This is a genomic window from Tenacibaculum soleae (assembly GCF_030549005.1).
Lineage (GTDB): Bacteria > Bacteroidota > Bacteroidia > Flavobacteriales > Flavobacteriaceae > Polaribacter > Polaribacter soleae.
This window is the reverse complement of record NZ_JAUOSW010000001.1, coordinates 203,025-224,917: the sequence shown is the minus strand read 5'-3', so window position 1 is coordinate 224,917 and position 21,893 is coordinate 203,025. Positions and strand designations below refer to the sequence as shown.

At 29.3% G+C, this 21,893-nt stretch carries 21 protein-coding genes; 16 read left to right on the top strand and 5 right to left on the bottom strand.

Annotated features, from left to right (window positions below; genetic code table 11):
- Window positions 1-82: 82 nt before the first annotated feature.
- The 3 genes from Q4586_RS00955 (at window position 83) to Q4586_RS00945 (ending at window position 2,297) form a co-directional block, all read left to right on the top strand.
- Window positions 83-493 carry a hypothetical protein gene (locus Q4586_RS00955; protein ID WP_303525531.1) on the top strand — a complete coding sequence of 137 codons (411 nt, stop codon included), beginning with the start codon at window positions 83-85 and terminating at the stop codon, window positions 491-493.
- A gap of 63 nt (window positions 494-556) precedes the next feature.
- The gene (locus tag Q4586_RS00950; protein WP_303525529.1) at window positions 557-1,285 is read left to right on the top strand and encodes a lysophospholipid acyltransferase family protein; all 729 of its coding nucleotides are present in this window, start codon (window positions 557-559) and stop codon (window positions 1,283-1,285) included.
- Between the two features lie 31 nt (window positions 1,286-1,316).
- Window positions 1,317-2,297, top strand: coding sequence for an acyl-ACP desaturase (locus tag Q4586_RS00945; RefSeq protein ID WP_068701751.1), 981 nt, complete (start codon window positions 1,317-1,319; stop codon window positions 2,295-2,297).
- Window positions 2,298-2,326: 29 nt separating this feature from the next.
- On the opposite strand, the gene Q4586_RS00940 is transcribed toward Q4586_RS00945, so the two are convergent.
- Entirely contained in the window at window positions 2,327-3,112 is a 786-nt protein-coding gene (locus Q4586_RS00940; RefSeq protein ID WP_303525526.1) for an amidohydrolase, read from the bottom strand.
- A 74-nt stretch (window positions 3,113-3,186) separates the two neighbouring features.
- Between Q4586_RS00940 and Q4586_RS00935 the strand changes: the two genes are divergently transcribed.
- Window positions 3,187-5,943 (top strand): PD-(D/E)XK nuclease family protein, encoded by a 2,757-nt coding sequence (locus Q4586_RS00935; RefSeq protein ID WP_303525524.1) that lies wholly within the window; start codon window positions 3,187-3,189, stop codon window positions 5,941-5,943.
- A 189-nt stretch (window positions 5,944-6,132) separates the two neighbouring features.
- Here the strand turns inward: Q4586_RS00935 and Q4586_RS00930 are convergent, their stop codons facing one another.
- The gene (locus Q4586_RS00930; protein WP_303525522.1) at window positions 6,133-6,555 is read right to left on the bottom strand and encodes a molybdenum cofactor biosynthesis protein MoaE; all 423 of its coding nucleotides are present in this window, start codon (window positions 6,553-6,555) and stop codon (window positions 6,133-6,135) included.
- A gap of 112 nt (window positions 6,556-6,667) precedes the next feature.
- On the opposite strand from Q4586_RS00930, the gene Q4586_RS00925 reads away from it, so the two are divergent.
- Both Q4586_RS00925 and Q4586_RS00920 read left to right on the top strand, forming a co-directional pair.
- Complete coding sequence (locus Q4586_RS00925; RefSeq protein WP_303525520.1) at window positions 6,668-7,855, top strand: phosphoglycerate kinase; 1,188 nt, start codon at window positions 6,668-6,670, stop codon at window positions 7,853-7,855.
- A 72-nt stretch (window positions 7,856-7,927) separates the two neighbouring features.
- Window positions 7,928-8,968: an aldo/keto reductase gene (locus Q4586_RS00920; protein WP_303525518.1), complete on the top strand. Its 1,041-nt coding sequence runs from the start codon at window positions 7,928-7,930 to the stop codon at window positions 8,966-8,968.
- Window positions 8,969-9,040: 72 nt separating this feature from the next.
- On the opposite strand, the gene Q4586_RS00915 is transcribed toward Q4586_RS00920, so the two are convergent.
- Complete coding sequence (locus Q4586_RS00915) at window positions 9,041-9,343, bottom strand: DUF6370 family protein (RefSeq protein WP_303525515.1); 303 nt, start codon at window positions 9,341-9,343, stop codon at window positions 9,041-9,043.
- A 10-nt stretch (window positions 9,344-9,353) separates the two neighbouring features.
- A complete protein-coding gene (trpS, locus tag Q4586_RS00910) occupies window positions 9,354-10,322 on the bottom strand; it encodes a tryptophan--tRNA ligase (RefSeq protein ID WP_303525512.1) in 969 nt (322 codons plus the stop codon).
- Window positions 10,323-10,427: 105 nt separating this feature from the next.
- Between trpS and Q4586_RS00905 the strand changes: the two genes are divergently transcribed.
- Window positions 10,428-11,219, top strand: coding sequence for a lysophospholipid acyltransferase family protein (locus Q4586_RS00905; protein ID WP_303525509.1), 792 nt, complete (start codon window positions 10,428-10,430; stop codon window positions 11,217-11,219).
- Window positions 11,191-11,832: a PAQR family membrane homeostasis protein TrhA gene (gene trhA / locus Q4586_RS00900; RefSeq protein ID WP_303525506.1), complete on the top strand. Its 642-nt coding sequence runs from the start codon at window positions 11,191-11,193 to the stop codon at window positions 11,830-11,832. Before Q4586_RS00905 ends, trhA begins: the two co-directional genes overlap by 29 nt.
- 2 nt (window positions 11,833-11,834) lie before the next feature.
- Here the strand turns inward: trhA and Q4586_RS00895 are convergent, their stop codons facing one another.
- A complete protein-coding gene (locus Q4586_RS00895; RefSeq protein WP_303525503.1) occupies window positions 11,835-12,305 on the bottom strand; it encodes a CYTH domain-containing protein in 471 nt (156 codons plus the stop codon).
- 92 nt (window positions 12,306-12,397) lie between these two features.
- Between Q4586_RS00895 and recO the strand changes: the two genes are divergently transcribed.
- The 8 genes from recO to Q4586_RS00855 all read left to right on the top strand — a co-directional run bounded on the left by recO (window position 12,398) and on the right by Q4586_RS00855 (window position 21,886).
- On the top strand, window positions 12,398-13,120 hold the full coding sequence (recO, locus tag Q4586_RS00890; RefSeq protein WP_068701732.1) for a DNA repair protein RecO: 723 nt from the start codon (window positions 12,398-12,400) through the stop codon (window positions 13,118-13,120).
- A gap of 3 nt (window positions 13,121-13,123) precedes the next feature.
- Window positions 13,124-15,586, top strand: coding sequence for a TonB-dependent receptor (locus Q4586_RS00885; RefSeq protein ID WP_303525500.1), 2,463 nt, complete (start codon window positions 13,124-13,126; stop codon window positions 15,584-15,586).
- 9 nt (window positions 15,587-15,595) lie between these two features.
- Window positions 15,596-15,865 carry a DUF3817 domain-containing protein gene (locus Q4586_RS00880; protein WP_068701728.1) on the top strand — a complete coding sequence of 90 codons (270 nt, stop codon included), beginning with the start codon at window positions 15,596-15,598 and terminating at the stop codon, window positions 15,863-15,865.
- 499 nt (window positions 15,866-16,364) lie between these two features.
- Complete coding sequence (locus Q4586_RS00875) at window positions 16,365-16,574, top strand: hypothetical protein (RefSeq protein ID WP_303525493.1); 210 nt, start codon at window positions 16,365-16,367, stop codon at window positions 16,572-16,574.
- Window positions 16,575-16,674: 100 nt separating this feature from the next.
- A complete protein-coding gene (locus tag Q4586_RS00870) occupies window positions 16,675-17,412 on the top strand; it encodes a GLPGLI family protein (RefSeq protein ID WP_303525491.1) in 738 nt (245 codons plus the stop codon).
- 375 nt (window positions 17,413-17,787) lie between these two features.
- Window positions 17,788-18,525: a GLPGLI family protein gene (locus Q4586_RS00865; RefSeq protein WP_303525489.1), complete on the top strand. Its 738-nt coding sequence runs from the start codon at window positions 17,788-17,790 to the stop codon at window positions 18,523-18,525.
- A gap of 220 nt (window positions 18,526-18,745) precedes the next feature.
- On the top strand, window positions 18,746-21,415 hold the full coding sequence (locus tag Q4586_RS00860; RefSeq protein WP_303525486.1) for a carboxypeptidase-like regulatory domain-containing protein: 2,670 nt from the start codon (window positions 18,746-18,748) through the stop codon (window positions 21,413-21,415).
- 273 nt (window positions 21,416-21,688) lie between these two features.
- Entirely contained in the window at window positions 21,689-21,886 is a 198-nt protein-coding gene (locus Q4586_RS00855) for a hypothetical protein (protein WP_303525483.1), read from the top strand.
- Window positions 21,887-21,893: the final 7 nt, after the last annotated feature.

The following is a 21,893-nucleotide window of genomic DNA, read 5'->3' as shown; positions in this document are numbered from 1 at the left end:
TATTTCTAAAACCACCTCAATAGAGGTGGTTTTTTTATGCCCAAAAATTAGTACATTTACGCTAACAAAAAACAAACAAATTATGATAAAGACATTACATTCTTATTGGGCATATATTGTAGTAGCGGTATTGATTTTTACAGTACTAAATGCGGTTATTGGTTTGATACAAAAAAAAGAATTTACCCATAAAGAATTCCGATTAGGATTATTTAGCTTAATAACAACTCACATTCAATTATTATTAGGGTTCTTAGTATATTTTATTGGCGGGTTTCAAAAAGGATTAGGAGATATGAAAGATGCTCCTGTTAGATTATTAGCGTTAGAACATCCTTTAATGATGATTATTGCTATTGTTTTAATAACAATAGGTTGGTCTAAACATAAAAAACAAGTAAAAAGTGCTGCTAAATTTAAAACATTCACAATATTTTATGGAGTAGCATTATTATTGATATTATCAAGAATTCCTTGGAATAATTGGTTTTAATTTAAATAAATAGTCCCGCTTTCGCGGGATTTTTTATTTTTGTTCACTAATTAAAATAAAAGAATGAAATTATTTAGTTATATTATATCGTCAATATTTGCATTGGTGTTTTTTTTACTACTCATAATATTCCATCCCTTACAATGGTTGGGATTAAAATTGTTTGGGCAACAAGGACATCAAAATGTAGTCGATATCATGAATTGGTTTTTAATCAAATCTTTATTAATTTTAGGGATTCGAGTACAGGTAGAAAATGAACAAGAACTACCAGAAAACACAAGTTTAATTTTTGTGTCAAACCACCAGAGTACATTTGATATACCGCCAATTATTTGGCACTTTAAAAAACATTATCCTAAGTTTGTATCTAAAAAAGAACTAGCAAAAGGAATACCAAGCATTTCTTTTAACTTAAGGCATGGAGGGGCAGCCTTAATAGATCGTAAAGATGCAAGACAAGCATTAACAGAACTAGGAAAATTCTCAAAAAAAATAAATAAGAATAATTGGTCAGCGGTTATTTTTCCAGAAGGTACAAGAAGTAGAACGGGTAAACCTAAGTCATTTTCAATAAATGGTTTAAAAATGATTACAAAATACAATCCAGATGCCTATATTGTACCTTTAACAATTAATAATTCATGGAAAGTGTTTAAATATGGTAAATTTCCATTAGGTTTAGGAAGTCCAATAAAAATTAAGACACACGCACCAATAAAAGTAAACAGTTTACCGTTTAATGAGTTAATTGCTAATGTTGAAACTACAATAAAAGAAGCAATTTTTTAGTAAAGAAACAAACAACAACAAACAATATATTATGTCATTACAAAATATCCGAAAGGAAGTAATGCAAACACTGGAAAAAAACATTGACAGTTTTGTAGATAAATTTTTAATTCCTGCTGAGAAAATTTGGCAACCAACCGATTTTTTACCAAACTCACAAAAAGATACTTTTATAACAGAAGTTGAAGAAATTAGAGAGTTATCAAAAGAATTAGACGACGATTTTTGGGTTGTCTTAGTAGGAGATACGATTACCGAAGAAGCTTTACCAACATACGAATCTTGGTTACTAGATTTAGATGGAGTTTCACAGCAACCAGACAATGGTTGGGCAAAATGGATACGTGCTTGGACTGCTGAGGAAAACAGACATGGTGATGTTTTAAATAAGTATTTATACCTTTCAGGAAGGGTAAATATGAGAGAAGTCGAAATATCTACCCAACACTTAATTGCTGATGGTTTTGATATTGGTACAGCTACCGACCCTTATAAAAACTTTGTATATACAAGTTTTCAGGAATTGGCAACATACATATCGCACAATAATGTAGCAAAAATCGCCAAAAAGAAAGGACACAAAGCATTAGCAAAAATGTCTAAAATTATTGCAGGTGATGAAATGCGTCATCATATTGCTTACGCTGATTTTGTAAAAGAAATTTTTAAAATTGACCCAAGTGAAATGATGTTGGCTTTTCAGCACATGATGAAACACAAAATAGTAATGCCTGCAATGCATTTAAGAGAATCATTTGGAGCTAAAGGAAGTTTATTTGACGATTTTTCTACCGTAGCACAAAGAGTAGGTGTATACACTGGTTTTGATTATGTAGATATTCTTAAAAAACTAAACACCGTTTGGGAAATTGATAAAGTTACCGGTTTAACACCTGAAGCTGAAAAAGCACGTGATTATTTAATGAAATTACCAGACAGAATGTATCGAATTACCGAACGTATCGTAGTTCCTGATACAAAATTCAATTTTAAATGGATGATTCCAGCATAGTAAAAAAGCAACCTATAAGGTTGCTTTTTTTATTGAATATTAAAAATATCTTTATCGTCTAAAAATTTAAATTTATCACGAATTTTATTTTGAACTTCTTTATTTAGCTCAATAATCAAACAAGTTTCCATTCCTTTATCATTTTTAGCTAAACATTTTCCTAGCGGGTCATATCCAACAGAATTACCGTTGTATTCGTAATTATTAGCATCTTGTCCAACTCTATTTACACCAATAGTATAACTCATATTTTCAATGGCACGCGCCTTTAATAAAGTATCCCAAGCTTCAATTCTATTAATTGGCCAACTAGCTACATATAAAAGTAAATCATAATTTTCGGTATTTCTAGCCCAAACAGGAAAACGTAAGTCGTAACAAATTAATGGACAAATTTTCCAACCTATATAGTTAATTATAGTCTTTTTATTACCTGCTGAAAATATTTTGTGTTCGCCAGCTAAAGTAAAAGTATGTTTTTTATCGTAAAAATCAATTTTACCAGAAGGATGTACAAAAAGAAGTCGATTAAAATATTGATTTTTTTCAGTAATAATAATACTTCCTAGAAGTGCACATTTTTTTCGAGCAGCTAATTTTTGCATCCAAATTAGGGTAGGCCCATTCATGGTTTCAGCTAAATTAGTAGCATTCATGGTAAAGCCAGTAGTAAACATTTCGGGTAAAATGACGATATCAATATTTGAAGAAAGTGTGTTTATTTTTTCTTCAAAGTTTTTTCTATTTTCAGATGGATTTTCCCACACTAAATCAGCCTGAATTAATGCTACCGTAAGTTTGTTATTTGTATTCATTATAAAAAAATGAAATTGTTAATCATCTCAAAAATAAGATAAAAATTGTACTTTGGGTTGATTAAAAAATAGCTATGAACTCGTTTATTTCTGAAACTTTAGATGATATTTTACAAACGACCAAATCGTTTGAAAATGTTGTGTTTATACTTCCGTCTCAAAGAGCTGGAGTATTTGTAAAACAAACTTTTAAAAACAAAATTTTAGCAGGTTTTTTACCTAAGGTTGTTAATATTGGCGATTTTGTTGAAGAAATTTCTGAAATTAACAAGGCAGATTCGGTACAATTATTATTTCATTTTTATACCATCTATAAAGAGATAGAAAAAGAACCAGATACTTTTGATGTATTTTCATCATGGGCTTTTACAGTTTTACAAGATTTTAATGAAATAGATCAACATTTAATTGATACAAAAGATATTTTCGTGTATTTACGCGACATTCATCGATTAAAAAAATGGTCGGTAAAAGGCGAGTTTAAAGAAACAGAACTGATAAAAGATCATTTTTCTTTCATGGAAAAGTTAGAAAAATTTTATGCTGTTTTCTATCAATTTTTACTTGAAAATAAAATTGGTTATCAAGGAGTTTTATATCGAGAAGCAACTAAAAAGGTTGAAAGTTTTATCAAAAAAAACGATGGTAAAAAATATTATTTCATCGGTTTTAATGCTTTAAATACAGCTGAAGAATACTTGTTTCAAGAGTTTTTATCAGTAGGAAAATCAGAAGTTTATTGGGATGTTGATAAAGCATTTTATGAAACAAACCATCAAGCGGGGAGTTTTCTTAGAAAATATAAAAAACAATGGAAGTATTATGAGAAAAATCAGATGCAAACAATTAAAAATTATTTTTCAGCATCAAAAAATATCGAAGTTATTGGTGCATCAAAAAATATCACACAAATAAAATATGCGGGCGAAATTTTATCAAAATTACCAAACCATAACAATACAGCCTTGGTGTTGGCAGATGAAACATTGTTGCCAATAACATTAAACTCATTACCCAAAAGTGTTGAGGCTATAAATATTACTATGGGATATCCGTTAAAAGACATTCCTACAACAAGTTTAATTTTTGCTATTTTTCAGTTGTTTAACAATCAAGAAAAATTAGCAAAGCAAACAACACAGCAGTTTTATCATAAAGATGTTGTTAGGTTTGTAAAAGATGCAGCGGTTTATAAGTTATTACAACTTGATGAAACTAAAAATATTGCCGATCTTATTTCTGAAACAATTGTTAAAGAAAACAATACTTTTATAACTCAAAAAGAAATTAATGATTTCCTTTCGCCTTTAAATGAGGAAATTAAATTAACATTAAATTTAATTTTTAATCCATTTACAACAGTTGCTGAATTTTTGGCAAGAATATTAAGGTTAATTGCTGTTTTAAAAGAGCATGCCAACGATTTAGAAAAAGAATATTTATTCCGTTTTTATACGGCATTTACACAATTACAAAACTTACATATTGAGTTTAATTATGTGCAGGATTTAAAAACATTACATCAGTTTTTTAAGCAATTAATACAATCAGAAAGTTTGTCTTTTCAAGGAGAGCCTTTACAAGGATTGCAATTAATGGGAGTTTTAGAAACGCGAATGTTAGATTTTGAAAACGTAATTATTACTTCGGTAAATGAAGGGGTATTACCAGCAAGTAGTCAACAAAATACCTTTATTCCGTTTGATGTAAAAATAGCCTTCGGATTACCAACATATAAAGAAAAAGACGCGTTGTTTTCGTATCACTTTTTTAGATTATTACAACGAGCAAAAAATATTTTTATTTTATATAATACCGAACATGATGTTTTTGGAAGTGGAGAAAAAAGCCGATTTGTTACGCAATTAGAGATGATGCGAAATGATATTTCAGAAAAAATTATTAGTCCAAAAGTGGTTACATCATCAGTAAAATTAAAAGAGATAAAGAAAGATGAAGCCGTTTTAAGCCGATTAAAGGAAATTGCAAAAAGAGGAATATCACCATCAGCATTAACCAATTATTTATACAATCCGATTGCTTTTTACAAACAAAAGATTTTAAAAATTAATGAGTTTGATAATGTTGAAGAAACCGTTGCTGCAAATACTATGGGAACAGTGGTGCACGATACTTTAGATAAGCTATATCAGCCTTATTTTGGCAAGTTTTTAAAACTAGACGATGTTTGTAAAATGCAAAAAGAATCGAAAGAGCTGGTAATACATTATTTTACTGAGCATTTTAAAAATGGTGATGTTTCAACAGGAAAAAACAGATTGGTTTTTGAGGTAGCAAATCGTTTTGTTGAAAATTTTTTACAGAAAGAAATCGAATTGTTAAAAGATAAAAACAATCAACTTAAAATTATAGAAACTGAAAAGAAAATTGCTACAGAAATAACTGTTGAAGGCATTGATTTTCCAATAAAAATTCATGGTGAAGTTGACCGAATTGATGAGTTAAATGGAGTTACCAGAATTATAGATTACAAAACTGGAATGGTTGATGCAAACAAATTAAAATTGGTAGATTTTACAAATATTCGTGATTTAAAACATCATAAAGCAATTCAGGTATTATTGTATGCTTTTATTTATACACAAACAACAAATTTCCATTTTGAAAATGGCTTAGAAACAGGAATCATCTCTTTTAAAAATTTAAAAAGTGGCTTTTTAAAAATGAATTTCTCATCCAATTACCGAAATCCCGATAATGAAGTTACATCAAAAAAATTAGAAGAATTTATGGAAGAGATTAAAGAAATTTTAAAAGAGTTATATGATCCGAAAGTTAACTTTATCGAACCAGCAGATTTGCCATATTAATTTTTACGCAAAAGAAAAGAGTAAAATTTATTTTACTCTTTTAAACTCATTTGAAAAACGCAAATATATTTCCCCCCAGAAGTATATTAACATTGTAAATATATAAATGAATTTAATAAGTAAATTGTAAATAATCGTAATGCTTTGTTTATCTGAGTAATATATGTATAATTAATGCGAGAAATAATATTATGGATGCGCATTTACCCATACTTCACCATCTTCAAAATATTCTTTTTTCCAGATAGGTACAGTCTCTTTTAAGGTGTCAATTGCAAATTGGCAGGCCTCAAAAGCAGCATTTCTGTGTGGTGAAGAAACCGTAATAATTACAGGAATGTCTTTTATTTGTAAAAGTCCTTCAGCATGATGAATAGCAATTCTTTTTATCGGAAATTGAACTAAAGCTTCTGCTGCAATTTTTTGCATTTCTTTAATAGCCATTGGTTTGTAGGTAGAAAAATCTAATTGTGTAACAGCTTTGTTTTGAGTGGCATTTCTTACAGTACCTACAAAAACTGCGATTCCGCCACAAGAAGCATCTTCTACAAAATTATAACATTCTTGTAAATTAAGTTTTTCAGATGTAATTTTAATTGATGTGTTGCTCATAGCTAAGTAAAAAAGTTTAACAAAGATATAAGTTTTGAAAACTACTTTTTATGTAAATCAATCAGAATTAAATAATTATTTTAGCAATTGATTTATAAAGATTACAACAAACATGACAACATTAAACGATTTTAATTTCGAAAACAAAAAAGCATTAATCCGTGTAGATTTTAATGTACCTTTAAATGATGAATTTCAGGTAACAGATATTACAAGAATTCAAGCAGCAAAATCAACAATTATTAAGATTTTAGAAGATGGAGGTAGCTGTGTGTTAATGTCGCATTTAGGTCGCCCAAGCGGAGTTGAAGAAAAATACTCGTTAAAACATATTGTTAGTAAAGTTACCGAAGTAATTGGTGTACAGGTAAAGTTTGTTGAAGATTGTATTGGTGATAAAGCAGAAAAAGCTGTTGCTAACTTAAAAAATGGTGAAGTTTTATTATTAGAAAACTTACGTTTTTATAGCGAAGAGAAAAAAGGAGATGTAGCTTTTGCTGAAAAATTATCAAAATTAGGAGACGTTTATGTAAACGATGCTTTTGGAACCGCGCATAGAGCACATGCATCAACAGCAGTTATAGCACAGTTTTTTGCTGATAATAAATATTTTGGAAACCTATTAGCAACCGAAATTAAAAGTATAGACAAGGTTTTAAATAATTCAGAAAAACCTGTAACTGCAATTTTAGGAGGGGCAAAAGTATCATCTAAAATAGGAGTAATTGAAAATATTATCGAAAAAGTAGATCATATTATAGTGGGTGGAGGTATGACGTTTACCTTTATTAAAGCCTTAGGAGGATCGATAGGAAATTCATTAGTGGAAGATGATAAATTAGAGTTAGCATTATCTATTTTAAAATTAGCGAAAGAGAAAAATACCGAAATACATTTACCTGTAGATGCAGTTATTGCGGATGCTTTTTCAAACGATGCTAATACACAAACTGTTGATACAACTAAAATTCCTGATGGATGGATGGGGCTTGATTGCGGACCAAAAACCTCAGAAAAATTTGCAACAGTCATTGCAAAATCGAAAACTATTTTATGGAACGGTCCTTTAGGAGTTTTTGAATTAGAAAACTTTGCCAACGGAACAATTCAATTAGGAAATGCTATTGCAACAGCAACCGAAAATGGAGCTTTTTCACTTGTTGGAGGAGGAGATTCGGTAGCAGCAGTAAAACAATTCGGTTTTGGAGATAAAGTAAGTTATGTTTCAACTGGAGGAGGCGCAATGTTAGAAATGTTAGAAGGAAAAACATTACCAGGAATTGAAGCGATCATTAATTAAACAATTTTTTAATATAACAATGTGTCAATTTATTGTTTCATTGCTACATTAGTTCATTTTTATATTATTACAATGAAATACACAACATTACCAAATACCGATATAAAAGTTTCTAAAATTTGTTTAGGAACTATGACTTGGGGAAATCAAAACACACAAGAAGATGGTTTTGAACAAATGGATTATGCTTTAGAACAAGGTGTAAATTTTTGGGATACTGCCGAATTATATTCAGTACCTGCAACACCTGAAACTTATGGAGCAACCGAAAAAATTATTGGAAACTGGTTTAAAAAAACGGGTAAAAGAGAAGAGGTTGTTTTAGCAAGTAAAATTGCTGGAGGAGGTGATTATACGAAGCATATTCGTACCGGCGGATTTACCAAACAAAATATTATTGATGCCGTTGAAGGAAGTTTAAAACGCTTACAAACCGATTATATTGATTTGTATCAATTTCACTGGCCTTCACGAGGCGTAAATTGTTTTGGTGTACGTGATTATCCGTATAAAACAGCTACTAAAGAAGCCGAAAATCATTTAGAGATTTTAGAAACAATGGCTGCCTTGGTACAGGAGGGAAAGATAAAACACATTGGATTATCTAACGAAACTCCTTGGGGAACGATGAAGTATTTACAAACTGCAGAGCAACATAATTTACCAAGAATGGCAACTATTCAAAACTCGTATTCGTTAATTCATAGAGGCTACGAAGTAGGTATGAGTGAGGTTTCTATGCGAGAGAACATTGGTTTACTAGCCTATTCACCATTAGCGCAAGGTGTATTATCGGGTAAATATTTAGATAATAAAACACCAGAAGGAGCAAGAGGTACTTTATTTCCAAGGTTTATTGCACGTTATATGAGTGAGGGTTCTTTAAAAGCGGTTAAAGAATATCAAAAAATAGCACATAAACACGGTTTATCATTGGCAGAATTATCGTTGGCTTATATTAATCAATTGCCGTTTGTAACTAGTAATATTATTGGGGCTACAAAAATGAGTCAGTTAAAAGAGAATATCAATTCTATTAATATTGATTTATCAGAAGAAATTTTAAATGAAATAGAAGCAATACATGCAATAATTCCAAACCCTGCACCATAATTTAAAATGTAAAGAGGTAAAAAAATCCGAAGTAAATTTCACTTCGGATTTTTTATGCTTACTTATAAAAAATTACTCAGCGATTTTAAGCGTTGTAGCTTTAAACCTGTTATTTTCTAATTTTCCGGTAATTTTTACTTTTCTAATAACGTTACAAAAGCCAATTTTTTCGTCGTGTGCATCTCCAAAATCATCAATATGGGCACCATCAATAAAATAGGCTTTACCGTCAACTTTAATAGCTAAATCACATCCTTTTTGGCTTTCTAAATCAAATTTACATTGACCGCAAGAAGCATCAGCAATAAAAGTTTTTTCTTTTGGAGCTGAACAAGCTAAGGTTCCTAATAAAAATAAAAAAAGTAATTTTTTCATACTAAAATTTTTAATATCCAATTTTAGCACGAGTTCTTGATAGAACATCTTGCGCCACTTTTTTTGCTTTTTCAGCACCAATAGCTAAAGCTTCATCAATTTCGTGTTTGTTTTCCATATAATGTGCGTATTTAGCACGAACCTCTTTAAAGTTTTCTATAATAAGTTCGTACAAAGCTTGTTTTGCATGTCCGTAACCATAATTACCACCTTCGTAATTTGCTCGCATTTCTGCAATTTGCGTATCCGAAGCTAGTAGTTTATAAATAGCAAAAACATTATCAGTGTCTGGGTCTTTAGGGTCTTCTAGCGCTTTGCTATCAGTTTGAATACCCATAATTTGCTTGCGCAATTTTTTATCAGCCAAGAAAATATTGATAAAATTATTTCTTGATTTACTCATTTTTTCACCATCTGTTCCAGGAACTAATTTGGTGTTTTCATTTGTTTTTCCTTGAGGTAATACAAGTGTTTCTCCAACAATATTATTAAGTCTGCTAGCTACATCACGAGCCATTTCTAAATGCTGTAATTGGTCTTTACCAACAGGCACAATTTCGGCATCGTATAATAAAATGTCGGCAGCCATTAACATCGGATAGGTAAACAAACCACTATTAACATCAGCTAAACGATCGGCTTTATCCTTAAAACCATGTGCTAATGTTAATCGTTGGTACGGAAAGTAACAGCTTAAATACCAAGATAATTCTGCTACTTGCGGAATATCACTTTGTCGATAAAAAACAGTTTTATTAATGTCAATTCCACAAGCAAGCCAAGTAGCAGCAACGCTATAAGTATTTTCTCTTAATTCGTTACCATCTTTAATTTGTGTTAACGAATGCATATCGGCAATAAAAATAAAGGATTCATTTTTAGTGTCATTTGCCATTTCAATGGCTGGTAAAATTGCACCTAATAAATTACCTAAGTGTGGAGTTCCTGTACTTTGTACTCCTGTTAAAATTCTTGACATGTGTTTGTTTTAAAAAAATTATGTAAACAATGTTTACGACTACTTGATAGTAGCAAAAATAAGCTTAAAATTGATGAAACAAAAGAAATTACTACATTCGCATTCATGAAATACTTACTTTTTCCTTTCCGATTACTTTGGCGTATTTGGTTTTATTTATTGATGATTGTTTCTGTCTTAGCGATGGTTCCTTTTTTATTAGTGCTTTTGTCTGATGAAAAATATTACGGTACTTTTTGGAAGTTAATGAGAGCTTGGTCGTTCTTTTTAATTTATGGAATGGGTTTTCGTTTAAAAATTGATAAAGAAGAAAAAATCGATCCGAAAAAAAGCTATGTATTTATTGCAAATCATGCCTCGTTACTAGATCCTTGGATTATGATTGCAATGAATAAAAACCCGTTGTTGTTTGTAGGAAAAAAAGAATTGGTAAAATTACCAGTATTTGGTTTTTTTTACAAAAAGGCTGTGGTTATGGTTGATAGAAAAGATCCGAAAAGTAGAAAAGAAGTATATGCTCGCATAAAAAAACGATTAGATGAAGGATTAAGTATTGCTATTTATCCTGAAGGATTAGTGCCTACAGAAAATGTTGTGCTTGCTCCTTTTACCAACGGAGCATTTAGCTTAGCAATTGAGCACCAAATGCCAATAGTTACGCAAGTTTATTATGATGCAAAACGATTGTTTTCTTGGGATTTTTTTAAAGGACATCCAGGGGTTTTTAGAGTAAAACAATTAAAATTTATTTCAACTCAAAATTTAATAATTCAGGATAAAGAAGCTTTAAAAAAGCAATGCTTCAATTTAATGAATAATGAATTGTTAAATGATAAAAAATATATGAAAGATACAAACCGACCAAATAATGAGCGAGAGTTTAAATCACCAGTATAGTAAAAAGGAAGAAAAACTAAATGTATTAACACATGGTTTTGGTTTGGTACTGGCTATTATAGCTATGCCTTTTTTGGTTTTAAAATCGTTAGAATATAACGAGTTTTGGAAAATAAGTAGCTTTGTTATTTATTCTCTGAGTTTAATTATTTTATACGCTGCCTCTACATTTTACCATGCCGCAAAAGAACCGAAATTAAGACGCAGACTAAATATTTTTGATCACGCAGCTATTTATGTGTTAATTGCTGGTAGTTATACCCCTTTTTGTTTGGTGGTTTTACCAGATTCATCGGGCTGGTGTTTGTTTGTTTTTGTGTGGTTGTTTGCATTAGCAGGGGTTGTGCTAAAATTTTTTTTTACAGGTAAGTTTGATAAATTATCAACAGCATTATATTTAATAATGGGTTGGCAAGTAATTTTTTTGATAAAGCCTTTAATGAATAGTTTATCTTCTGACGGATTATTTTACTTAATGGCTGGAGGTGTTTTTTATACTGTTGGTGCCATTTTATATTCGATAAAAAAAATACCATATAATCATGCTATTTTTCATGTTTTTGTACTTTTAGGAAGCTTTAGTCATTTTTGGGCAATATATAAACATGTGTAAATTTACCATTTTAAAAATGGAAGTTTGCTTAAGTTTGAGTTATAATATTTAATATTACCGGTTACTTCTTCACCCAACCAATTTGGTTTTGTAAAATGTTCGTTTTCATTATTTAGTTCTATTTCAGCAACTAATAAGCCTTCGTTTTCACCTAAAAACTCATCAATTTCATAAGTATGATTATCAATCTTAACTAAATATCGATATTTTTCAATAATACCCTTTTCACATAAGTTTAGTAACTCTTTAGCCTCTTGTAAATCAATTTCTTTTTCCCACTCAAATCTTGAAGTTCCAGTTTTGTTAGAAGCCCCTTTTATAGTTAAAAATCCTAAATAATTCATTATTCTAACTCTGACTACACGATTTTTATCAGCGTTTAAAAAACCTTGTTTTATGTAGTTTTTTTGATGCGCTTTTTGTTTAAATTCATCCGAAGTAATTAAAAATTTACGTTCTATTTCTATTGCCATATAAGTTGATTCATTTTTACGCTAATGTACCAATTTTGTTGTGTTTATTAAATTATCTTTGACGCGTGTTTTTATAAATAAAAAAAAATTAAATGGCGTTAGTTACCACAAAAGCAATTGTTATTAGTGCGCTTAAATATGGTGATACTAGTTTAATTGTAAAGTGTTTTACGTTAAAGGACGGAATTCGATCGTACATGATACGTGGAGTGTTAAAATCAAGAAAAGGAAAACTTAAGGCAGCTTATTTTCAACCATTAACACAGTTGAAAATTGAAGCAAATCATAATAATAAAAACACTTTAAATTCAATAAAAGAAGCCCAAGTTATTCATCCATATGAGCATATTTATACTTCGGTTATAAAACAATCTATTGTGCTTTTTTTATCTGAAACGCTTTCAAATATTATTAAAGAAGAAGAAGAAAATTCGGTATTATACGAGTATATTGAAACAGCTTTAGTATGGCTAGATACACATGACAGTATTGCAAATTTTCATTTACTTTTTTTATTGAATTTATCTCGTTTTTTAGGGTTTTATCCTGATGTGTCTCAATCTGATAAACCAGCCTTTAATTTATTAGAAGGAAATTTTACAGATGCCACTTATGAGAAATTAATTATAACGGGACACGAATTAATACTTTTTAAAAAGCTGTTAGGCATAAATTTTGATGAGATACACACAATTTCGTACAATAAAAATGAAAGGCAAATAATACTCAGAACCATAATTAGATATTTTGAATTACATTTGGAGAGTTTTAAAAAGCCAAAATCATTAGACGTTTTAGAAACCGTATTTAATTAATATATGAAGCAAATTATCACATTATTTTTTTTACTAACATTTACTATTGTTTTTTCACAAAGCCTTATTATTACTGATGCCGAAACAGGTAAAAGTATTGACGGTGTTGCCGTATTTAATAAAAATAAAACAACCGCTGCGGTTAGTGGTGTTGATGGAGTTGTAAATATTTCAGATTTTAAAAAAAATGAGATTATTATCTTTTCGCATGTAGGTTATGCTGAGTTACAAGAAAAAAAATCAGCATTAAAAGAAAATAATTACCAGGTATACCTATCTAAACATTCTGAACAATTAGATGAAGTTGTGGTTTCAGTTTTTAAAAACAAAGAAAAAACAAATCGCATTGCCGAACAAATTGCAGTTATTTCGTTAAAAGAAATTCAAAAAGTATCGCCACAAACATCGGCAGATTTGTTGGCTGCAATTCCAGGAATAAAAGTACAAAAGTCGCAATTTGGTGGTGGTAGTCCGGTGCTTAGAGGTATGGAGAGTAATCGTGTTTTATTGGTGGTTGATGGTGTGCGTATGAATAATGCAATTTACAGAAAAGGACATTTGCAAAGTTCAATAACCGTAAATCCGAATTTATTAGATAGAACCGAGGTGGTTTTTGGACCCTCATCGGTTATTTATGGATCAGATGCGTTAGGTGGTGTAATTCATTATTATACAAAAACACCAAAATTATCAGAAAAAAATCAAATTAAAGGAGGTAGTTTTTTACGATACAGTTCGGTTAATAATGAGGTAACAAATTCGGTGTCGGCTGAGTTACAGTTTAAAAAGTGGGCAGCACTTACTAGTTTGTCACATAGTAATTTTGGAGATTTAAAAATTGGTAAAAACCGTTCTCACGGATTTGATGATTGGGGAAAAACTTTTTTTTACTCTGATAATTTAAATGGAAATTATGCCGAAAATCCAGTTGCGAATAACGATGTAAATTTACAGAAAAATACAGGGTTTAGCCAAACTGATTTTTTACAGAAATTTTTTATTCCCTTATCCTTAAAAACCGATTTAAAAGTAAATATTCAATATTCAACATCATCAGATATACCAAGATTTGATAAGCTGAGTGAACTTAAAAGTGGTTCGTTAAAATTTGCTGAATGGCAATATGGTCCACAAAACAGATTATTAGTTTCGTCACAATTAGCAATCAATCCCAATAAAAAATGGTTAAATAAAGGTACTATTACTGCGGCATATCAAAACATAGAAGAAAGTCGAATTCAAAGAAAATTTGGTAGTTTAGAAAGGTCTTATAGAGAGGAAACAGTAAATGTGTATAGTTTAACGGCCGATTTTACAGTTCCTTTAGCAAAAAAACGCGATTTAGGTTATGGTTTTGAAGTTGCTTATAATAATGTGCAATCTAATTCTTACGGAAAGACGTTGCGAGTAATAGATAATAATATTGTTGGTTTTGATGCTGATTTTAAAGTGCAATCTCGTTATCCTGACGGAGGAAGTAGTTACTTTAGCTCGGCAATGTATTTAGATTATCGACAAGATATTACCTCAAAATCAACTTTAAATACAGGTATTCGTTTAACAAACACACAATTAGATGCTACTTGGGTAGACGATACTTTTATAACCCTACCAAGTAACGATATCGATTTAAACAATACCGCACTTACAGCCACTATTGGTTATGTGTATAAACCTGTTAAAACATGGCAATTAAATGCAGTGTTGTCATCAGGATTCCGCTCGCCAAATATTGACGATGTTGGTAAAGTAAGAGAAAAAAATGGTGAAGTAACGGTGCCAAATATCAATTTAAACCCAGAACATGCTTATAATGCAGAGATTGGTGTTCAAAAATATTTTAATAACCGAAAATTTAGAGTTGGTGCTAACGTATATTATACCTTGTTAAATAATTATATTTATCGTGAAGGTTATCAATTGAACGGAAGTAACACCGTTTTATATGATAACGAACTTGGTGATATTGTTGCTAATGTAAATAAAGGAACTGCTTATATTACGGGAGCAACGGTAAGTTATCAAGGGAAATTATTTGCTAATTGGAGTACTTCAGGCTTTTTAACTTATACCAAAGGAAAAGCCTACGACACTAATTTACCAATGTCTTCAATTCCGCCATTATTTGGCCGTTTCGAATTAAATTATTCAAAAAATAAGTTTGAAGGTGGTGCAAATTTAGTATTTAATGCTAAAAAAGATATTACCGATTATAATTTAGACGAAGGTATTGATAACCATACCCAAACACCTATCATAAATGAAACCGCAACAAAAGATATTGATACATATTATGGTACTCCAAGTTGGATGACCGTAGGTTTGTATGCAAAATATACTGTAAACGATAACATATCAGTACAAACACAATTTACCAATTTGTTTGACGAACATTATAAAGAATTTGCCAGTGGAGTTTCTGCTGCAGGACGTAATATTTCAGTATCTTTAGTCACTAATTTTTAAACACACAAAATGATTAATATATTTAAAATAGTAAGTTTATTAGAAGGAGTTTCTTATATATTATTACTTTTTATAGCAACGCCTATTAAATACTTACAAGGAAACCCTGAATATGTAAAATTATTAGGAATGCCACACGGATTACTATTTGTAGTATACATAATTATGGCTATTATGTTAAAGTACGAGCTTAATTGGAATGGTAAAACATTCGGAATTGTATGCTTATTATCAATTTTACCTTTCGGAACTTTTTTTGTTGGCAAGTACTTAAAATAAACAATATTATATTTTATACTTACAAAAAGCTGCAATTTTTAATTGCAGTTTTTTGTTTTTTAAAGGTGCTTTAAGTTTAAAAAAAACAAAAAAACTAAATATGTTTAATTTTTTCATTTTCTTTAAAAAGAGCATTTTTTTTTGAATTTATCCTTCGGTAAATATAAATCGTTAATAATGAGTGGTTAAGGTTGTTTTTTTTAACATTTTTTTAACATTTTTTTAACAAAAAATTAGGGATATCCCTAATATGAAATAGGGTTACCCCTAAAAACGTTAACATTTTTTAAATATTTAATTTTTAGTTTTACAACAGTAGTAAAATAGTTGATCACTTTTTTATTATAAGATAGCTATCAAAAAGAAGGATGTTTATAAATTGCGCGCATTTTTCTTTTTAAATTTTCGATGTGTTACCTTATGTATCTAATAAGGAAGGTTGTCTTCTTAAAAAAGAAGAGTATAAATAAATTAATCAAATTAAAAATTTAGTAAGTTTATGAAAGCTTTAAAATCAATGTTAGTTTTAGGAGTGTTTTCTGTTGCATTAACAGCAATGTCAACACCCAATGAAAGAGAGAAAGAAATTAACCAAAAAGAAATATTAAAAATGAATGTACCTTGTTCTACTGTTTATACAGTTTGTGATAAAGCACACCCTGATAGTTATGGTAATTTTGCTTCTTGCATGGATAAAAATGGTTGTTAAAAGTATTTAATAATGTAATATATAATGTCTTTGATAGGTTTTTTTATAGCAGTATTTTGTATGTTAAAACTATCAAAGACATTTTTTTAAAATAAAAATAATGTTAAAGACAAGAGTGGTATTAATACTTTTTATAGCTGTTTCTATACAGATTATAGCTCAAAGTAAAAAAGGAAGTATTGTATATAAGGCAGAACTTAATAAAAAGTATATTGACAGCTTTTTGGTGGAGTTGAATAAAGAAAAAGATACTCCTATGAGTATAAAACAAGAGGTTGTACGAATGTATAGAAACTCAAAACCAGATGAGTTCATTTTGAGTTTTAAAAATGAAGAGTCATATTATAAACACATACCAAAACTAGAAGAAGAAGGAGGTTATAATATTGGTAGTTCAGCAGGTACAACACCATATTATACAAATAACAAAACAAAATCCATTATTCAAATGAGTGAATATTTAGGATATATTGCTCATAAACCTTTAGATTGGAAAATAACTAATAAAACAAAAAATATAGGTAAATATAAATGTTATCAAGCCATTGCATTAGAAAGACTTTATAGCAGAAGAGGTTTTTATTATACCAAGAGAATAATAGCTTGGTTTACCCCAAGTATTCCTTTAAATTTTGGACCAAAGTATTATAAAGGTTTACCAGGTTTAATTTTAGAAATTAATAGAGATAAATTTAATATTAGTGCGATAAAAATAAACTTCAATCCTACAAAAGAGTTAAAAATTAAAAGACCTTCCAAGAAAGCTAAAATAAAAACAGAAAAAGAAGCACATGGAATAATTAAAGATTTAGAGAAAGAAAGAAAAAAAAGAGATTAAAATATTGCAAAAAGAAGCAAGAAACGCAATAATGATTTGAAAAGGTAAAAACTAATTTTGATGATAGTAATGGTATTTGCTACAAGCAGTTTAGTGAATGCGAATACAAGTGTTGAGGTTAATATAAAGTTATATTAAGAAATAGAAGCGTATGATAAATGTGGTGGTTTTGCAGGAAGGGTAGCACGTGACTATTCAAATAGAGGATATGACTATTGGATAGTATGGTTTGCAGCCTACGGACATTGTTTTGATAGAACGGTAACGGTAGCAGAAACGGTAGTGCCAGATGCAGTAATTATTGAAAGAATAAAATAATGCAAAAATGTAGTCATTTTAAATGACTACATTTTTATAATTTTTAAATACCATAAAATGAAAAACGCAATTACAACAATATTTTATTTACTCATAACTGCTAACTTATTTTCACAAGAATTATTTAAATCAGGAGAAGTAGTTTATAGTGTTAAAATAAGTCCTGAGCAAAACTTAAACAATTCCTTAGAATCTAAAAACATGTATCATAGTTTTCAAAAGAAAACCAACCTTTTTTCTGAGAAACTAAAATATACGCTTAAATTCAATAAAAAGAATTCTATTTTTTATTTAAACTCAAACTTAGCTATGGATAGTGAAGAGAGTTTTAATAAACTAGCTCTTATTTTAAATAAAGGAGATAATAGGTATTTTGTAGATTTAAAGAAAAGGCAAATGACAGAGGAAAAACCTTTTTTTGGAGAAGATTTTTTAATTGTATCAGCAACTTCTGATTTAAAGTGGAGGTTAGTTAATGAAAAGAAAAAGATTGGAAAATATATTTGTTATAAAGCCACGGTGAAGAGAAAAAATAATGGACCTAAAGGTGTAGTTGATCCTTATTCTACCTATACGGCTTGGTACACTCCTGATATTTCGTTTAACTATGGGCCGTTTGAATTTAATAGTTTGCCTGGTTTAATTTTAGAACTTTCTATTAAAGATAGAACATATACAGCATCAAAAATTACATTGAAAAAAGAAACAATAAAAATAAATAAGCCTAATAATGGGAAATTAGTTACTAAAAAAGAATTTGATAATATTGGCAAAAAAGCTTTTGAAAATAGGTAGCATTATAGATTATAAAAAAGGATTACAAATTACCTTTTATATATTTTATTTAAAACACTACTATTAGCACAAAACAGGTTACAAGGTAAGATGTTTTAAATCCTAAAGAGAAAATTGTTATAAAAAAACCAACTAAAGGAAAACGAATGACAAACGAAGAATATGAAGAAATGAATAGAAATTTCTTTAAAGATTTAGGAAGAAAATAAAGAAAATAAAAATGCTAAAAAGAATTATATTTCCATTACTAGTTTTAATTACTGTTAATTTTTGTAGCGCGCAGACTGTAGTTTTTAAAGGTACTGTAAAAGATAGTTTGCAAAATCCGTTATCGTATACTAATATTATAGCAAAACCCAAAGATGTTACTAAAAACATGAATTTTGCTATTACAGACGAGCAAGGTCGTTACCGTTTAGAGCTTACTAAAAACAACGCATACACCATAAGTATAAGTTATTTGGGCTATGAAAAAGTTGAGATTGAAATAATACCAGCTACAAATAGCACAAAAAATTTTGTGCTAAAAGAAGCTAAAAATCAATTAGATGAAGTAGTTATTGAGCTTCCTGTAACGGTAAAACAAGATACCATTATTTACAATACTGATAAGTTTGTAAACGGTAGCGAGCGCAAGCTTAAAAATGTACTTAAAAAATTACCAGGTGTTGAGGTTGATAAAAACGGAGGCGTAACTGTACAAGGTAAAAAAGTAACCAAGTTATTGGTAGATGGTAAAAAGTTTTTTGGAGGTGGTACTAAATTAGGAGTAGAAAATATTCCTGCAGATGCGGTTGATAAAGTGGAGGTAATAGACAATTATAATGAAGTTGCTTTTTTAAAAAATGTATCAGATTCTGATGAAATGGCAATGAATATTCAGCTTAAAGAAGATAAAAAACGTTTTCTTTTTGGTGATGTTGAAGCTGGTGCAAATATAAGCTATGATTCTTTTTATAAAACCAATGCAAACTTGTTTTATTACTCTCCTAAAACCAATGTTAATTTTATTGGTAACTTAAATAATATTGGTGAAAAAACTTTTACGTTTAAAGATTATATGAGTTTTCAGGGCGGCATTAATGCTGTTTTTAATGGTGATTTTAATTGGCGAGGCGGCGATTTTTCTCAGTTTTTAGAAAACAAGGATGTGCTAGAAAGCGTACAGCGTTTTGGCGCTTTAAACATTACAAAAACCGTAGCCAGTAAGTTAGATATTTCTGGTTATGCTATTTTTTCTCATAATAATACCCAAAGTTTTAACGAGGCAACCAATCAATACACTACTTTTTTAGAAGAAAAAGAAAGTAAAACAACTTCAAAAAACATATTAGCTATTGGTAAGTTTAATATAGAGTATACTCCCAATATTAAAGAGCAATGGTATGTACGAACACAGGTTAAAAAATCGGCTATAGAAAGAGGTAATTTAACCAATACGTCTATAAATACTCAACTAGATAACATCAATATAAATAAAGAAAATGATATTTGGTATGTAAATCAGAATATAGAATGGCATAAAGATCAGTCTGAAAAACACACGTTTTCAGCTACCGCAAATTACACCTTCGATAAAAATAATCCAACTACTTTTTGGAATGCTTCACAATCATTTTTAGCTAGAATAAAACCAATTATTCAGCCTTTAAATACGAATCAAGCTTCTTTAAGAATTAATCAATTAAATCAAAACGAAAAGCATCATTTGTACACAGTTTTTAAAGATTTTTGGGTGTTAAATAATGACAATCATATTTATACAACGATAGGAAACACTCATCAGCAAGAAAAATTTATAAGTAATGATTTTCAACTGTTGGATGATGGTACCGAAAACGATTTTTCATCAAACGGATTTAACAATACTACGGTTTTTAAACACAATGATTTTTTTGCAGGTGTTCATTATAAATTCAGAACCGGAATATTTACTTTTAAGCAAGGTGCGTATACGCATAATTATAATTGGCGTGTAAATCAATCAACATCAATCAAAAAAAATAAATGGGTGGTATTGCCAGATTTTCTACTAAAGATTGAGTTTAATAAGTCAAAAAAAATTCAACTGAATTATAATTTAAAAACTAATTTTTCAAACGCTTCTAAATTGGCAAGTCGATTTTATTTACAATCCTATAATTCGGTATTTAAAGGAAATCCTAATTTAGAAAATGAATTGTATCATTCGGCACGTATTCGTTATAGTCGTTTTAGTTTGTATCGCGGTTTAATGTTGTTTGCAAACGCAAATTACACCAAAAGAGTAAAAGGATTTAGAAGTGCGGTGAATTTTGATGGTGTAAATCGTTTTTTAACCATTGATATGTTAGATAATCCGAATGAAAGTTGGAGCGTTAGAGGTTCATTACGAAAGAAAATTAAAAAAATTAGATATAATTTAGAGGGTAATTATAAGGCTTCTAATTTTAAACAAAGCATCAATAATAGTTTTGTAACCAATAAAAGTAACGATTACGGTTTTGATGTTGGTATAGAAACATTGTTTGATAAATTCCCAACTATAGAAACCGGTTTTAGAAGAAATATTGGTAAATACACTTCTAGCAATTCAACATCTAAATTTACAACCAGCGAACCGTATGTAAATATAGACTATGACTTTTTAGATGGATTTGTTTTTAATTTAGATTATACGCATTATAATTATCTAAATAAAGCAGAAAATATTGATAATAAATACAACGTTGCAAATGCAGTGTTGTCATATCAAAAAGAAGATAGTCCTTGGATGTTTAAATTAACGACTCAGAATTTATTTGATACTACTTTTAAACAAAACAATAGCTTTTCTGATTATTTAATAACCGATTCTAAAACATATATAATGCCAAGAGTTGTATTGTTTAGTATTGGTTATAAATTATAAAACACAGGTCATTACGAGGAAGAGTTAAGAATAATGTTATTGTATAAAGCGAAATTTTTCTCTATCAATAAAGATATTGCTTAACTTTATATTGTTTTATTCATAAAGATAAAAGTATATTTACGGTTTTACCTTACTTTTTTTACGGTTTTTTTTTAATTTATTGGTTTTTTTTATGAGTATGTTTGAATTATTCTTTCGCGAAGAATAGTTCAAGACTTTGAAAAGTTATAAACATTCAAAGTTATAATTAATCATTTAAATTATTTAATAATGAAAAAATCAATATTAGAGTTAGGAAAACCATTAAACAAAACAGCACAAAGAAATATTACAGGTGGAATAACAAAGCATCTTCAATGCAAAGCAAATGCTTTATCTATAGAGTTTACTAGTGCGGAAATTCTTAAGAGAAAACCTATAGTTTCAAAGTTTATGGACGAATATAAAAAATGTATGGGTTATAATTAATCTACAA

What these genes read in the sequence shown, in the direction of transcription:
- Q4586_RS00955 (WP_303525531.1), top strand. Translation starts at nt 83, where the DNA reads ATGATAAAGACATTACATTCTTATTGGGCATATATTGTAGTAGCGGTA.
- Q4586_RS00950 (WP_303525529.1), top strand. Translation starts at nt 557, where the DNA reads ATGAAATTATTTAGTTATATTATATCGTCAATATTTGCATTGGTGTTT.
- Q4586_RS00945 (WP_068701751.1), top strand. Translation starts at nt 1,317, where the DNA reads ATGTCATTACAAAATATCCGAAAGGAAGTAATGCAAACACTGGAAAAA.
- Q4586_RS00940 (WP_303525526.1), bottom strand. Translation starts at nt 3,112, where the DNA reads ATGAATACAAATAACAAACTTACGGTAGCATTAATTCAGGCTGATTTA.
- Q4586_RS00935 (WP_303525524.1), top strand. Translation starts at nt 3,187, where the DNA reads ATGAACTCGTTTATTTCTGAAACTTTAGATGATATTTTACAAACGACC.
- Q4586_RS00930 (WP_303525522.1), bottom strand. Translation starts at nt 6,555, where the DNA reads ATGAGCAACACATCAATTAAAATTACATCTGAAAAACTTAATTTACAA.
- Q4586_RS00925 (WP_303525520.1), top strand. Translation starts at nt 6,668, where the DNA reads ATGACAACATTAAACGATTTTAATTTCGAAAACAAAAAAGCATTAATC.
- Q4586_RS00920 (WP_303525518.1), top strand. Translation starts at nt 7,928, where the DNA reads ATGAAATACACAACATTACCAAATACCGATATAAAAGTTTCTAAAATT.
- Q4586_RS00915 (WP_303525515.1), bottom strand. Translation starts at nt 9,343, where the DNA reads ATGAAAAAATTACTTTTTTTATTTTTATTAGGAACCTTAGCTTGTTCA.
- trpS (WP_303525512.1), bottom strand. Translation starts at nt 10,322, where the DNA reads ATGTCAAGAATTTTAACAGGAGTACAAAGTACAGGAACTCCACACTTA.
- Q4586_RS00905 (WP_303525509.1), top strand. Translation starts at nt 10,428, where the DNA reads ATGAAATACTTACTTTTTCCTTTCCGATTACTTTGGCGTATTTGGTTT.
- trhA (WP_303525506.1), top strand. Translation starts at nt 11,191, where the DNA reads ATGAGCGAGAGTTTAAATCACCAGTATAGTAAAAAGGAAGAAAAACTA.
- Q4586_RS00895 (WP_303525503.1), bottom strand. Translation starts at nt 12,305, where the DNA reads ATGGCAATAGAAATAGAACGTAAATTTTTAATTACTTCGGATGAATTT.
- recO (WP_068701732.1), top strand. Translation starts at nt 12,398, where the DNA reads ATGGCGTTAGTTACCACAAAAGCAATTGTTATTAGTGCGCTTAAATAT.
- Q4586_RS00885 (WP_303525500.1), top strand. Translation starts at nt 13,124, where the DNA reads ATGAAGCAAATTATCACATTATTTTTTTTACTAACATTTACTATTGTT.
- Q4586_RS00880 (WP_068701728.1), top strand. Translation starts at nt 15,596, where the DNA reads ATGATTAATATATTTAAAATAGTAAGTTTATTAGAAGGAGTTTCTTAT.
- Q4586_RS00875 (WP_303525493.1), top strand. Translation starts at nt 16,365, where the DNA reads ATGAAAGCTTTAAAATCAATGTTAGTTTTAGGAGTGTTTTCTGTTGCA.
- Q4586_RS00870 (WP_303525491.1), top strand. Translation starts at nt 16,675, where the DNA reads ATGTTAAAGACAAGAGTGGTATTAATACTTTTTATAGCTGTTTCTATA.
- Q4586_RS00865 (WP_303525489.1), top strand. Translation starts at nt 17,788, where the DNA reads ATGAAAAACGCAATTACAACAATATTTTATTTACTCATAACTGCTAAC.
- Q4586_RS00860 (WP_303525486.1), top strand. Translation starts at nt 18,746, where the DNA reads ATGCTAAAAAGAATTATATTTCCATTACTAGTTTTAATTACTGTTAAT.
- Q4586_RS00855 (WP_303525483.1), top strand. Translation starts at nt 21,689, where the DNA reads ATGAAAAAATCAATATTAGAGTTAGGAAAACCATTAAACAAAACAGCA.